This is a genomic window from Cupriavidus pampae (genome assembly GCF_914271485.1).
Lineage (GTDB): Bacteria > Pseudomonadota > Gammaproteobacteria > Burkholderiales > Burkholderiaceae > Cupriavidus > Cupriavidus pampae.
The window spans coordinates 247,618-261,471 of sequence record NZ_CAJZAG010000003.1; the positions used below are offsets into that span (position 1 = coordinate 247,618).

Consider the following 13,854-nt stretch of genomic DNA (forward strand, 5'->3'; position numbering starts at 1 on the left):
CCCGGCCCTCCCGTCTAAGCGGCATATGCCGTCAGCCAGCGGGCACCTCAAACGCCGCGACTTCTTGATGAACCAGATCGTACTTCCCCACCAACCGGGCACGCGCGCCATGCGTGACGCCATTCTGCTTCTGCTGGCGGGCTTTGTCACGCTTGGCATGTTCCTCTGGCAGGGCGACAAAGGCCTGAATCTGCCAGACGAAGGGTTCTTCTGGTACGGGGTGCAGCGCGTGCTATCGGGCGAGGTGCCAATCCGTGATTTCATGGCCTACGACCCGGGTCGGTACTACTGGTCCGCGGCTATACTGCGACTGCTCGGTACAGAAAGTCTGCTCGCGCTGCGCGCCACTGCGGCGATCTTTCAGATGCTCGGCGTCTATATTGCGCTGCGGCTGCTCGATCGGGAAGCCGACACCGCAAGGCCTGTCGTCATGATCGCGGCGGCTGTTGTCCTCAACGCCTGGTTCTATCCGTGGTTCAAGGTCTTCGATATGGTGCCGTCAATCGCGCTTGTCGCCGGCCTGGCATTCGCCATCGAACGACCGTCGCCGCGTCGTCTTTTTATCGTTGGATTGATCGTAGGCCTCGCTGCGATATTTGGACGCAATCACGGTGTATACGGGCTCGCCGGGAGCGTCGGCATCATGCTTTTCCTTACCATCCGGCGCGATCATCGACTGAGGCCCGTCGCCGCACTGACCTCGTGGGCTGCGGGAATCGCCGTTGGCTTTCTTCCCATCCCTGTCATGGCACTCGCGATTCCGGGCTTTGGCGAGGCATTCTGGCAAAGCATAGTTTTTCTCGTGACGGGGGTGAAAGGCACGAATATTCCTTTGCCGGTACCTTGGCCGTGGTTGGTGCCGACTGAAAAAATGCTGCCCATCGATGCAGCGGCCGCACTAGCGCAAGGCGCGTTCTTCGTCTTACTGATCACGTTTGGGATACTGACCCCGCTTTGGGCACTGGTTCAGCGATGGCGAGGCAAGCTCGTGTCGCCGGCACTGGTGGCGTCGGGTATGCTCGCCTTGCCCTACGCCCATTACGCATTCTCGCGGGCCGACATCGTTCACCTGGCGCAAGGTATCTTTCCGATGATGATCGGTAGCTTTGCACTGCTCCTGAACCGCCCTGCGTGGGTTCAGGGGCTTGCCGCCATCATGCTTGGCGCGGGCAGCTTGCTGGCGGTGCTCCCCGTCGACCCCGGCTGGCAATGCCACCAAGCGGCAGACTGCGTGAAAATCGAAGCCGGTGGAAGCGATGTACTCGTCAGTCCTCGCATCGCTCAGGATGTGACCCTGATTGAAAAGCTGGGCCGCGCCGCTGGCGAGCATTCCAATATTCTGGTGTTGCCTTTCTGGCCAGGCGCCTACGCGCTGCTTCAACGCAGATCACCCACTTGGGAAACTTACGCACTTTTTCCACGTTCGGCGGCATTCGAGCAAACCGAACTAGCACGGATCAGGGCAGCGACGCCCACCTTGGTGATGATCAATGACGCACCGCTCGATGAGCGTGAAGAACTCCGATTCCATAATACGCATCCGCTGATCTATCAGTACGTGATGGATAACTATGAGCTGGTGAAGGATTTTTCGGGCGATCCGTGGAATCAAGTCTACAAACTCAGGCAGACCGAAGAGAAAGCGTCCCATGCGAACTTTTGAGAGCCAGAGTATTGGCATCTTGCCGTTGACGAGTGCGAGCAAGCATCTTGCGTGGGCGGTCTGCGTTTCTGTCGCCTTCGTGAGCCTGCTTTCGCTATGCTTTACGCCGATTTGGGAGACCAATGATGACGTCGGCATGTCCATGATTGCCCATGGATACGGATTCGTCGCGCAAAGCTCACCCAATCTCATTTTTTCCAATGTGCTCTGGGGCCATATCATCCAGGCAATGCCGCAATTCGGCCATGCATTTGGGTACACAGTAGCGACTACACTGACCATCACGGTGTCATGTGCCGCAACGCTCTACTTCATCCTACGCATCGGCGTTGCGCGGCTGCATGCAACGATTGCCGTTGGCATGGTGTTTATCTGGCCAGTGCTTTTTCCTCAGTTCACGTTGAACTCCGGCCTGCTTGCCGTCGCCTCTATCCTGGGCTGGCGTGTTTATGCGGAAACGCGAAGCACTGCCGATCTTATCCTCGCAAGCAGCCTCGCTTTTTTTTCATTTCTGATCCGCGATCAACAATTTTGGCTTGTGCTGGCGGTGAGCCTTCCCTTATATCCCTGGAAATTCCTGGCACGAGACCGCAAATTGCAAGTTGCGATCGTGTTGCTCGCGATGTCGATCGCCGGCTCAGTGTTACTGAATCAAGCCGCTTACGATACTTCCGCGTGGAAACAGTTTGCCGAATTTAATCAGGCACGCGCTCCCTACACTGACTTCCGTGCGGGCGATGAAGTGCGGAATCGGCCTGACGTGTTAGCCAGACACGGATACTCGCCGAACGACATCGATCTGATCAGCGAATGGTTTTTCGTGGATCCGCAACTGACGAATGCTGTCAAGCTGAACGCCATGCTGACGGATGTCGGCCTTCGACGCTGGGTACAGCGCGGCTTCGGTATGGGCGTGGAGTCGCTGCGAATGATGTTTGTGGACCGACTGTGGCCAATGTTGGCCTGCGCGCTCTTGATTGCGCTGATCAGCCCCTCGCGCTCGGTGTTCATACTGATCGTCATGACGGCGGCGGCGGTGTTCGCACTTGGCGCAATAGGCCGGCCCGGCGTGACCAGAGTCCAATACCCGCTATGCGCGTTGTTACTGCTGGTTGCGCTAAGCGGCCTGAGTACCCGCCCGCGAAGGATCCACGGCGTTGCCGCCCTGATGCTCGTAGCGGCGAGCGCAGCGACCGTCTACGCCGTGTGGCCCTATGAGGCAGTGGCATCGTCTCGCGTCCGCGAAGCTCAGAAGCAGATGCAGGAACTCCCGAAGGGCACGTTGGCGGTCTGGGGTGGAGCCTTCCCCTATGAGGCCGCGTTTCCCCCTTTCGGTGAGCCCGCTCGTGCTCACTCTGTGCAGCTGTATCCGATGGGGGTTACGACTTTTGCTCCGTTCTCCATCGCCATACACGAGGAAGCGGCTGGGCGAGGCTTCCTGACGCGTCTGACCAGTGCCGCCGGGCTGAACCTCAGCGTCGGCCCACCGCAAGCGGAACTACTACGCGGCTACTGCAAGGAGCATTTTCGCTCACAGCTAGCCGACCGGGTCATCTACGAATACGACAACCTCGTCATCCACAACATGCGCTGCATCGGTCCCCAGCCGTAACTTATTGATCGCCCGCTTGTTTTCTGACAAGAATCGTGAATTCGTAGAGCCCGTAGTCGTGCAAGAGCGCAACGTTACGGGAATAGCGTCGCTTGCAGTGATCAAATAGCACGCACGGGTCAGCGTAAAAAAGCGTTTCGCGCATCTTGTCAGCGTCAGAGTACGAGGTGAGGCAGTTGAACGCAAAACCGAGACGGCTGGTTCGATCCATGACGTCCAGCACGCCCTTGATATACGTCAACCATTCGCTGTCGCCACGATCCATCCGAACATTGAAGATACCGCTGGCGATGCCATAGTCGGCAACGGTATCCGGCTCACTGCCGACCAGGAAACGAGTCGAGGCCTCGGCGCCGTGCTGCTGTTGAGCTGCCTGAATCATTTCAGCGGCAACGTCGATTCCCGTGTAGGCAAAAGTGGGATATGACTTCCCGAGGTAATCCCTGAGCGCCCCATAGCCACAACCAAGGTCGTTCACGCTGAACGCCTCATTGGGCTGATCGATGACCTTCGACAACTGACTGAACCGGAGGAACTGACTTTCCTCTCCGTTCCAATCGACGCCTTTCGCCGTCTCACCGTGCTCAGCAAGTCTGGCCGCGTAATATCCGGCTACCTCGTCCAGCAGATCTGCTTGTTTCTTCACCATCTTTGAGGTTTCCCAATCACCTGCTGTGTGCGGTCTTGATGACCCGTGCCATCAACTGCGCAATCTGCTCGGGCTGCTCGTTCCCCATGCCGATCCAAAGTGGCAGGCGAATCAGGCGTTCGGACTGACGAACTGTCACATCGAGCGTGCCATGTGTCTTGCCGTAGCGCTTGCCACCCGGTGAGGTATGCAGCGGTACGTAATGAAAGACCGAAGACACGCCGCCTGCCTTAAGGCCAGCCAGCACGCTATCGCGATCGATACCATCCGCCAGGAGAACGTAGTACATGTGAGCGTTGTGTTCGCAATGCTCCGGAATGATCGGCCGGCGCAACAGACCTTCGACCTCCAGTTCGGCAAAGGCCTCGTGGTAGCGATCCCAACTTGCGATGCGATCGGCGGTAAGCGCTTCGGCATGCTCAAGTTGTGCGCGCAGGAATGCCGCGATCAGCTCACTGGGCAAGAACGAAGAACCGACTTCCTGCCATGTGTACTTGTCGATCTCGCCGCGGAAGAATCGACTACGATCGGTGCCCTTCTCGCGAATGATCTCAGCGCGGGTGATCAAGGCATCGTCATTGACGAGGAGTGCCCCACCCTCGCCAGAAATCACGTTTTTGGTCTCGTGAAAGCTGAACGCACCCAGATCCCCAATCGCGCCGAGCGCGCGCCCGCGATAGCGGGCCATGGCGCCCTGTGCGGCGTCCTCAACGACTTTCAAGCCGTGGCGCCGGGCAATTGCGCCGATCGCGTCCATTTCGCAGGCGACTCCTGCGTAGTGCACCGGGACGATCGCGCGCGTACGCGGCGTGATCGCTGCCTCGATCAGACGCTCGTCCAGATTCAGCGTGTCCTCTCGGATATCCACGAACACCGGCACGCCACCACGCAGCACAAAGGCATTCGCAGTCGACACAAAGGTGTACGACGGCATGATGACTTCGTCGCCGGGCTGAACGTCCAACAACAGTGCGGCCATCTCAAGTGCCGCAGTGCACGAATGCGTCAATAACGCACGGGCGCACCCCGTCTTGCGTTCAATCCAGTCGCTGCACCATTTGGTGAACTGCCCATCCCCGGCAAGCTTCCGCGTATTAGCGAGTTCAGCCACATAGGCGAATTCATCGCCGGTCAGATGAGGTATGTTGAATGGGATGTGCTTGTCTTTCATCGAATCTATCCTCGCGCTGCGACAACGGTGCCCAGCATGATAAATGCTACGCCGATCAGCTTCGAGCCCGAAAGCGGCTCGCCGAGCAACCAGATACTCAGGCACAACACGATGGCGAAATTGAGGCTCATGAACGGATATGCCTGACTCAGATCGAACTTCGTCATTGCGGCCATCCACGCGAGCGAGGCAAGAAACGCGGCGAAGAATCCCGAAAAAATCAGTGGATCGAGTAACAGGAACAATAGGAAGCGCAACTTCTCCAGCGGAGCCTGGGGCATTGCACCAAATTTTCCAATGCGCCACTTCAGAATCAGCTGACCATAGGTGGTGAGCAGGATCGTGGCGAGGATATATACGTAATCGAAGGCGCGAGTCATTTTTTCAATCCAGCACAGCGAGTCCGAAGCCGGTCGCGCCGTACCCATTACCGTTGTAAAGCATGTAACGCCGCCCCGCGTGGTCGAAGACGAACGGGTACTCGATCATGTCAGCATCCCAGCCTTCATCGGAGACACCGATACCACTCTCTTCGTCGCGACGCACCCATCGAATGCCGTCGTCCGATTCAGCGTAGCCAATTCGATACTTGTGTGTTCTGTAGGAGTACCACATGCGCCATTTGTCCGCATCGCGGATAACGGACGGGCGGGAGATCGCGACCTCCGCGTCGCTCGCGTAGTCGATGGCCACGGTGCCGTCGCGCCGCCAGTGAATGCCATCATCCGACGTTGCGTACTTGAGGTGGTAGCGATGCTCGGGTCTTCCCGGAGTGACGCGCCACTCCGTGCAGGAGAGATACCACATTCGCCATTGCTGCCCATCGCGTAACACGCAGCAACTTGCGCAGAAGTGCGGCTCGGTTGCAGTCCGATCAACAATGGGACCACGAGCATAGCGCTCGAACGAGTTGGATGCGCCGGATACTGCCAGACCGATGGCATTGCGGAACGGGACGGTAACCCCGAGATTCCATCCGATGTAGTACAAGCGATCGCCGTCAGGTGCGGGCGTCAGCCACGTTGCCATCGCCCCGCTGTCATCGAACGCCCCCAACTCACCTGGGGCAAGGATCGGCTCGCGCCCGCACGCTAATATCGTGTCCGGCTGCATGAGATCGATGTCGACATACCCAGTGTGGCTGCGTCCGATCGCATCGCGCGCGCTGAAGTAGATGCGGAACAAGTCGCCACCGAGCGATTGGGCGATCGGAACCGCGGCATGGCTCTGCATCCAAGGCAATGAACCATCCGGACAGAAGATACGACCCAGCTTGCGCCAGCGCCCGTGCGTGTTCATATCTTTCGTAGCCTCGAGCTCGGCACGGCCGATCGCTGCGTCGGCTGGCCGACATAGACGCCCTCGCTCTCGGCGTCTGCGAGAACCAATGCACCGGCACCGATTACACAGCGCTCGCCCAGCGTAATGTGGTCGCGCAACGTGGCATTGACGCCGACAAAACACTGTTGCCCTATTTGAACGCCGCCCGACACGACGACGTGCGATGCCAGGAAACAGTGATCCGCGATTGTCGAATGATGGCCGATATGATTACCGCTCCACAGCGTAACGTTGTTGCCGATGACGACGAACGGCTGAACGACGTTGTTCTCCAGAATGAAGCAATTGTCGCCAACCTGGCCGTCATTCAACACGGTGGCCCGAGAGCTCACGTAGCTGGCCAACCGATACCCCTTAGCGCGTGCCGCTTCGTACTTGTCCTTGCGAACAGCATTGAGCTTTGAGTAGCTGAGCGCCACGAAAAACGCATTGCGGTCGGCCGGGTAATGTTCAGTCACGCGTTCGAACGCGACAACTGGAAGCCCACAGAAGTGGTCCTGAGTCAGATATGCCTCATCCACGCAAAACGCCACGACCTCGTATGCAGAATCGTGGCTGAAATAGTAGTGGGCAAGCTGCGCGATATCTCCCGCGCCAAAAATCACCAAGGGGGTCTTCATAGCCATCTCCTGGGTCACACGTTACTGAGTTCACGGCTGAACATGCTTCATATAGCGGCGTGCTTCCGCGCCGCAATTGAATAGCAGATCAAGAATGGTGACCCCATGAATAAAGTCCCCCCATAACTGCGTATATTCGGCGTAACCCGCATAGTCGAACCACGAGAGCTGGATATTCCGAGCCTCGAAGACCGATTCATCGACATAGTCCCGTGCCGACGGACCCGATACGTATTCCGTGCCGCCAGCTTGCGCGCATAGATCCGCCAGTCGCTCGGTCTTCCCATCCACGAGCACGTAATCCCACGAGTTCGAAATTTTGGTGCGGATACCCAGATAGGCGCAGATTGCCTCGATAAACGCCCGGTTCAACTGCGACAAGAGCTGGTACTGGTTGTCGCAGTAAAGTGGGGCAACCCATGCCGCAACCTCGTCGAAATGGGCCGCGCGTCGATAGTTCTGTTCGAGCGTACGCCAGTGAGTACGTGCCCAATCCGCGTCGCCGTCGATTTCCGTGTCTCGGATCTTCTGGTCATAGCGTCCTTTGACCTGCACTGGCACCGTCAGCCACTGAACACCCTGCGGCGTCTTGATCTGATTTCGGTTACGCCAATCGCGGCGTGTGTACTGCATGTCATCGTAGAGTATGAACTCGTCAACGCTGGCGATCAGGTCGAAATAGCCCTTCCACGGGATGTAGTTTGACTGCACGATGGCTACGGATTTCATGTCGTCGGCACTCCGGGCCAGATTGCTCGCAAGGCAAACCACATAGTGTAACCGAACCCCGCTCCTCAAATCCCGAAAGCGGGCCGCGTGGCAGGCTGTGGCATCATACGCCCCTCTCATTTTCAGAGCCTGCGGTAAGCATGCCAATCTATTCGCCCTGGCTGGTGCTGTTGATATTCGGCACCGCGCTGCTGTTCCTGACGCCGCAACGAATCTGGGCATTTGTTGACACACCGGCGGCCGGTTCGCACACCCGCTACGTTTCGCTCGACGGCCTGCGTGGATTTCTTGCGCTAGCCGTGGTCATTCACCACACCGCGGTCACCTACGGCTACCTCCGGACCGGGCAATGGGTGGTACCCCCATCGGATTTCTATACGATGCTCGGTCAGGCTGGCGTCGCGGTCTTCTTCATGATCACGGCGTTCCTGTTCTGGGGACGCTTGCTCGATAGCCATTCGCGCATCGAATGGCTCGGGCTGTATTGCAATCGATTCTTCCGCATCACGCCGCTGTACCTCGTAGCGATTCTCTTCATGTTCGCAGTGGTCGCGTATCGCACCGACTTTGAACTCCGGGTCCCCATCCGCGATCTGGTGTCGCAACTTTTTCGCTGGCTGCTACCCGCTCTGGTCAAGGCCGATTACGCGCCGCCGATCAATGGCGTCGAAAAGCCGTGGATCGCGATCGCGGGCGTGACATGGACGCTCTACTACGAGTGGATGTTCTATTTCTGCCTGCCGCTACTGATGATCGGTGCGCGCTTTCGCAAACCCTGGGCCTTTCTGCCAGCGCTTGCATTGATCTACTTCTTCGCGCCTTCAATGTTCTCCGGCGTGGAGAAATTCTTTCTTGCGCTGTTCGTGTTCGGCATGATTGCCGCCAGTCTGGTCCGACGTTATCCCCAGATGCTTGGCGACAATCCATGGAAATCGTTGCTCGCCATCGCGCTTCTGGCCGTCCTGCTCTCGACCAGTCATACCGCTTACCGATGGGGACCGGTTCTGCTTCTGTTCGGCATCTTCCTGCTCGTCAGTAGCGGCGCATCGCTGTTCGGGCTCTTGCATCTGCGCGGAGCGATCCGCATGGGCACCATCAGCTACGGCATCTATATCCTGCAAGGGCCCGTGCTGACGGTATTGTTCGCTCCAGGCGTGCTCGGCGAGCAAGTCATGCGCTCGCAACCCGTCTACTGGCTCGCGGCCGTAGGAAATGGGCTTGCGTTGATTGTGGTGGCGGCCATCGCGCATCGGCTGATCGAGCAACCCGGCATTGAACTCGGCAAGCGCATCACGGCACGTCTGCAAGCTATGACGCGTCAGATGTCAGCGACGCAGGCGACGTAGACGTAGACGTAGACGTAGGCGTAGGCGACGGCGACGGCGACGGCGACTCGAGCGAAGATATCCTGCCCGGGTGCTGCGCCGACGCGGCCCCACCCCGCAACCCCACCACCACGTCCCGCGCCGACTCCGCCAGCTCCCGTCGCCCCAACCCCTCGGGCTGCAGCACCGGACCGATCGTCAGCCTGGCCTTGATCCGCGGTGCGCGCAGAATCGAATCCATGCATTCCAGCAGCGTAATGTCGTCGATATACGCCGGTGCCAGCGCCAGTTCGCCCGTGGCCGCATCGACGTAGCTGAGTCCCACCGGTTGCACCGGGATATTGCCGGAGATCGATGCCTGCAGCAGGTTCGCGTGAAACGGCAGCACCTTCGAGCCATCGGTCGTGGTGCCCTCGGGGAACACGCCGACCAGGTCGCCCTTCTTCATCTCGTCGGCAATGCGATGCAGCACGCGATGGGCATCACGCTTGTTGGCGCGTTCGATAAAGATCGTGCCGGTCTTGTCGCACAGCCAGCCGATCACGGGCCAACCGCGGATTTCGGACTTGGCGACGAAGCGCGTCGGCTCCCAGCAATGGATCACGTAGATATCGAGCCACGAGATATGGTTCGACACCAGCATCGCACCCTCCTGCGGTGCGTGGCCGGTGCGACGATCCTCCACCTCGAGTTCGACGCCGCAGATCGCCAGCATCCTGAGCGACCATTTCCGGATGCGCTGGCGTCGCGCCTCCTTGCCGATCCACGGAAACACCGTGGCACAGATCAGCATGCCTTGCAGGATATGCAGGAACAGGACGAGCTTGCGCAGCACGATCATGGCCTGGCTCCGCTCAGCGCGCCTCGTACACCAGTTGGCCACCGACCAGCGTCATGCGCACGCGGCCTTCCATCTCGTAGCCAAGCCACGGCGAATTCTTGCCCTGGCTCTTCAGCGACTTGCGCTCGACCTTCCACACGTGCTTCGGATCGAAGATGCAGATATCGGCGGCGTTGCCGGTCAGCAGCGAGCCGGCGTCGAGGCCAATCACGCGGGCCGGTTCGCTCGTGATACGCGCCAACGCCTTGACCAGCGGCACCTTGTGCTCCGAGGCCCAGCGCAGCGTCAGCGGCAGCAGCAGTTCCAGACCGGTCGCACCGGGCGTGGCCTCGGCGAACGGCAGCAGCTTCTCGTCGTCGTCCACCGGCGTGTGGTCAGAGGTCAGCGCGTCGATGGTGCCGTCGGCCAGCGCGGCGATGATGGCATCGCGATCGCGCGCGCCACGCAGCGGCGGGGTGAAGCGCATCTGGCTGTTGAAGTAGCCGATGTCCATGTCCGTCAGCGACACGTGGTGGATATTCACGTCGCACGAGACCGGCAGCCCTTCCTTGCGCGCCTGGCGCACAAGCTCGAGGCCTTGTGCCGACGACAGCCGGCACAGGTGCACGCGCGCGCCGGTGGTGCGCATCAGTTCGAAGATCGTATGCAGCCGCACGGTCTCGGCAATCACCGACACGCCCGACAGGCCCAGTCGCGATGCCACCGCGCCGCTGGCGGCCACGCCGCCGCCGAGAAACGGATCCTCGGGGCGCAGCCACAGCGTAAAGCCGAAGGTCTGCGCGTATTGCATCGCGCGCTGCAGCACCTTGGTGTCCCGGATCGGCTCTTCGGCCTGGCTGAAGCCGACGCAACCGGCTTCGGTCAACTGCCCCATCTCGGTCAGCGCCTCACCCTTGAGGCCCACGGTCAGCGCACCCAGCGGATATACGTGCGTCTGGTTCAGCGTGCGCGCGCGGAACTTGAGCATCTCCACGAGGCCCGGTTCGTCGAGCACGGGATCGGTATCAGGCGGGCACACCAGACTCGTCACGCCACCCGCGGTCGCGGCCGCGACCTCGGACTCGAGCGTGGCCTTGTATTCGTAGCCCGGCTCACGCAGCCGCGCCGACAGTTCGACCAGACCCGGGCACACGATCAGCCCCTTGGCGTCGAGCGTCTTGTTGGCATGGAAATCGGCCGGCGCCTTGCCCACACCGACGACCTTGCCGGCGGCAATGTACAAGTCCTGCTCGGCGTCGATATTTGCGGCCGGATCGATCAGGCGGCCACCCTGGATATGAATTTTCATTGTCTCAATCGGGGAAAGCTTCAGGGAGGCGCTTAGTCGTTATTTCCGGCGACTATACCCATGACTGCCATACGGACCGCGATGCCGAACGTCACCTGATTCAGGATCACGGACTGCTTGCCATCGGCCACGGCGGAGTCGATCTCCACGCCGCGGTTCATCGGGCCCGGGTGCATCACGATCGCATCGGGTTTCGCCAGCGCCATGCGCTCGGGCGTGAGGCCGTAGGCCTTGAAGTATTCCTGCGCGGAAGGCAGCAGCGCGCCGCTCATGCGCTCGTTCTGCAGCCGCAGCATGATCACCACGTCCACACCCTTGAGGCCCTCTTCCATGTTGTGGAACACGCGCACGCCCATCTGCTCGAGACCGGACGGCAGCAGCGTGCGCGGTCCGATCGCGCGCACTTCGGGCACGCCCAGCGTGGTCAACGCATGGATATCGGAACGCGCCACGCGCGAGTGCAGGATGTCGCCGACGATCGCTACCGTCAGGTTCGTGAAGTCCTTCTTGAAATGCCGGATCGTGTACATGTCCAGCAGGCCCTGCGTCGGGTGCGCATGGCGCCCGTCGCCGGCGTTGATCACGTGGACGTGCGGCGCCACGTGCTCGGCAATCAGGTACGGCGCACCGGAGCTGGCATGGCGCACCACGAACATGTCGGCGGACATTGCCGACAGGTTGTTGATGGTGTCGAGCAGCGACTCGCCCTTGCTGGTCGAGGACGCGTTGATGTTCAGGTTCAGCACGTCGGCCGACAGCCGCTTGGCGGCGATCTCGAACGTCGTGCGCGTACGCGTGGAGTTCTCGAAGAACAGGTTGAACACGCTTTTGCCGCGCAGCAGCGGCACCTTCTTGACGTCGCGGTCGGAGTCCGACAGCGACACGAACTGGCTGGCGGTGTCGAGGATGTGCGTGATCATGTCACGCGACAGCCCTTCGATCGACAGCAGGTGCTTGAGCTCACCGTTCTTGGTCAGCTGCGGGTTGCGGAACATCTTGGTCATGGCAGGTCAGGCGCGGGCGGGGTCGGGTTCCGGGTCGGGAAAAACTAAGCGGGTTCAGGCACGTGCCTCGGTGGCGAACGTAAAGCGCGCGGCCGCGCCCTCGCCCGCTCGCGACAGCACCAGCGTGCTGTGCGCCGGCACGTCGACGGTGGCGGAGGCGAAGTCGGCGGCCACCGGCAGCTCGCGGCCACCGCGGTCGGCCAGCACCGCCAGCGCGATGCGCGCGGGGCGGCCATAGTCGAACAGTTCGTTGACGGCGGCACGAATCGTGCGGCCCGTGGCCAGCACGTCGTCGATCAGCAGAATATTGCGGTCCTGCACCGCGAACGGCAGCGCGGTCGGCTCAGCCTGGCTGTGCAAACCCTTCTTGGCGTAGTCGTCGCGATGGAACGCCACGTTGATCACGCCGTGTTCGCCGAGCTTCAGGTCGGCGGCCAACCGTTCGGCAATCCAGGCGCCGCCGGAATAAATGCCGGCGATCGACCAGGCTGCGCGGTCCGCGGATGGCATCAGCGCCTGGGCCTGGTCGCGCAGCGCGTGGTAAAGCGCCTCGGCGTCGGGGGTAGAGGTCTGCGTCATAGGGGAAGCTCGTCGAAAAACTGTTGCAGGATGATGCGGGCGGCCTCGGCGTCAAGCGCGCCGCGCCGCGCGCCGCCCATGGCGGCCATGCGTGAGGAGTAGCGCTCGTCGACCCAGGTCACCGGCAGGCCGTAGCGGCCGTTGAGCTGGTTGCCGAAGCGGCGGGCCAGCCGCATCGACGGCTGTTCCGGCTCGTCCGGCGCGGCCTCGGGATTGACCGGCAGGCCAACCACGAGCTGCACGGGCGCCCATTCCCGGATCAGTTCGGACACCGCGTCGAAGCGGGCCTCGACGGTCGTATTGGGGACAATATGTAGTGCGCGGGCTTGTCGGGTCACGAAATTGCCCAAAGCCACGCCAATTTTCTTTTCGCCGTAATCAAAAGCGAGAACCGTGCCGTCACGCGGGACTTCGGGCACCGCCGGCTCAGGCATGCCCGGCTTCTCCGGACAGCATCGTGACGTCGATGCCCAGCAGGCGCACCGCAGCCGCGAAGCGCTCCTCGGGCGGCACACTGAAGATGATCTCGGGATCGGCCTGGACTGTCAGCCAGCCGTTGCGGCTCAGTTCTTCCTCGAGCTGGCCGGCGCCCCACCCGGCATAGCCGAGCGTGAGCAGGAAGCGATGCGGGCCGCTGCCATTGGCCACAGCCTCGAGCACGTCCTTGGAGGTGGTCATCTCGAGCCCGCCTGGCACCGCCAGCGACGACACGTAGACACCCACCGGGTCATGCAGCACAAAGCCCCGTTCGGTCTGAACGGGGCCGCCGAAGTAGACCGGCTGGTGCGCCACCGGCTGGATCTCGAGCTTGAGGTCGATCTTGTCGAACAGCGTGGCCATATCGATATCGATCGGCCGGTTGATCACCAGGCCGAGCGCGCCGCGCTCATTGTGCTCGCAAAGGTAGACAACGGAACCCGAAAAGGTCGGATCGGCCATGCCGGGCATGGCAATCAGGAACTGATTGGTGAGATTGATCGAGGTGACTTCGGGCTTCGCCATGATTTCCATTTTATCAAATCGCCGCCGCTG

Annotated in this window: 15 protein-coding genes; 3 read left to right on the forward strand and 12 right to left on the reverse strand. The window is 60.7% G+C overall.

Translation table 11 applies throughout. The features are described from left to right. Positions 1-67 precede the first annotated feature (67 nt). Both LDO41_RS08870 and LDO41_RS08875 read left to right on the forward strand, forming a co-directional pair. A complete protein-coding gene (locus LDO41_RS08870; RefSeq protein ID WP_223985012.1) occupies positions 68-1,663 on the forward strand; it encodes a hypothetical protein in 1,596 nt (531 codons plus the stop codon). Then, the gene (locus tag LDO41_RS08875; protein ID WP_223985015.1) at positions 1,650-3,275 is read left to right on the forward strand and encodes a hypothetical protein; all 1,626 of its coding nucleotides are present in this window, start codon (positions 1,650-1,652) and stop codon (positions 3,273-3,275) included. Before LDO41_RS08870 ends, LDO41_RS08875 begins: the two co-directional genes overlap by 14 nt. 1 nt (position 3,276) lies before the next feature. On the opposite strand, the gene LDO41_RS08880 is transcribed toward LDO41_RS08875, so the two are convergent. From LDO41_RS08880 to LDO41_RS08905, 6 genes are read right to left on the reverse strand one after another with little or no spacing between them, the layout of a single operon-like run. Then, positions 3,277-3,924, reverse strand: coding sequence for a class I SAM-dependent methyltransferase (locus tag LDO41_RS08880; RefSeq protein WP_223985020.1), 648 nt, complete (start codon positions 3,922-3,924; stop codon positions 3,277-3,279). A 16-nt stretch (positions 3,925-3,940) separates the two neighbouring features. Next, on the reverse strand, positions 3,941-5,095 hold the full coding sequence (gene rffA, locus LDO41_RS08885; protein WP_223985023.1) for a dTDP-4-amino-4,6-dideoxygalactose transaminase: 1,155 nt from the start codon (positions 5,093-5,095) through the stop codon (positions 3,941-3,943). A gap of 5 nt (positions 5,096-5,100) precedes the next feature. Continuing rightward, positions 5,101-5,475, reverse strand: coding sequence for an EamA family transporter (locus tag LDO41_RS08890; RefSeq protein WP_223985026.1), 375 nt, complete (start codon positions 5,473-5,475; stop codon positions 5,101-5,103). A 4-nt stretch (positions 5,476-5,479) separates the two neighbouring features. After that, positions 5,480-6,394 carry a glycoside hydrolase family protein gene (locus tag LDO41_RS08895; protein ID WP_223985029.1) on the reverse strand — a complete coding sequence of 305 codons (915 nt, stop codon included), beginning with the start codon at positions 6,392-6,394 and terminating at the stop codon, positions 5,480-5,482. Then, positions 6,391-7,056: an acetyltransferase gene (locus LDO41_RS08900; protein ID WP_223985031.1), complete on the reverse strand. Its 666-nt coding sequence runs from the start codon at positions 7,054-7,056 to the stop codon at positions 6,391-6,393. Before LDO41_RS08900 ends, LDO41_RS08895 begins: the two co-directional genes overlap by 4 nt. Before the next feature lie 30 nt (positions 7,057-7,086). Further along, on the reverse strand, positions 7,087-7,785 hold the full coding sequence (locus LDO41_RS08905) for a WbqC family protein (protein WP_223985034.1): 699 nt from the start codon (positions 7,783-7,785) through the stop codon (positions 7,087-7,089). 140 nt (positions 7,786-7,925) lie between these two features. On the opposite strand from LDO41_RS08905, the gene LDO41_RS08910 reads away from it, so the two are divergent. Continuing rightward, a complete protein-coding gene (locus LDO41_RS08910; RefSeq protein ID WP_223985037.1) occupies positions 7,926-9,131 on the forward strand; it encodes an acyltransferase family protein in 1,206 nt (401 codons plus the stop codon). On the opposite strand, the gene LDO41_RS08915 is transcribed toward LDO41_RS08910, so the two are convergent. The 6 genes from LDO41_RS08915 to LDO41_RS08940 are packed head-to-tail and all read right to left on the reverse strand — an operon-like array spanning position 9,094 to position 13,833. Further along, positions 9,094-9,951: a lysophospholipid acyltransferase family protein gene (locus LDO41_RS08915; RefSeq protein WP_223985039.1), complete on the reverse strand. Its 858-nt coding sequence runs from the start codon at positions 9,949-9,951 to the stop codon at positions 9,094-9,096. The genes LDO41_RS08910 and LDO41_RS08915 overlap by 38 nt on opposite strands. Before the next feature lie 13 nt (positions 9,952-9,964). Further along, a complete protein-coding gene (locus tag LDO41_RS08920) occupies positions 9,965-11,239 on the reverse strand; it encodes a dihydroorotase (protein ID WP_223985042.1) in 1,275 nt (424 codons plus the stop codon). A 32-nt stretch (positions 11,240-11,271) separates the two neighbouring features. After that, positions 11,272-12,243 (reverse strand): aspartate carbamoyltransferase catalytic subunit, encoded by a 972-nt coding sequence (locus tag LDO41_RS08925; protein ID WP_223985045.1) that lies wholly within the window; start codon positions 12,241-12,243, stop codon positions 11,272-11,274. Positions 12,244-12,297: 54 nt separating this feature from the next. Continuing rightward, a complete protein-coding gene (gene pyrR, locus LDO41_RS08930; protein ID WP_223985049.1) occupies positions 12,298-12,822 on the reverse strand; it encodes a bifunctional pyr operon transcriptional regulator/uracil phosphoribosyltransferase PyrR in 525 nt (174 codons plus the stop codon). Beyond that, a complete protein-coding gene (gene ruvX / locus LDO41_RS08935) occupies positions 12,819-13,256 on the reverse strand; it encodes a Holliday junction resolvase RuvX (protein ID WP_223985061.1) in 438 nt (145 codons plus the stop codon). Before ruvX ends, pyrR begins: the two co-directional genes overlap by 4 nt. Next, entirely contained in the window at positions 13,249-13,833 is a 585-nt protein-coding gene (locus tag LDO41_RS08940; protein WP_373561907.1) for a YqgE/AlgH family protein, read from the reverse strand. Before LDO41_RS08940 ends, ruvX begins: the two co-directional genes overlap by 8 nt. Positions 13,834-13,854 lie beyond the last annotated feature (21 nt).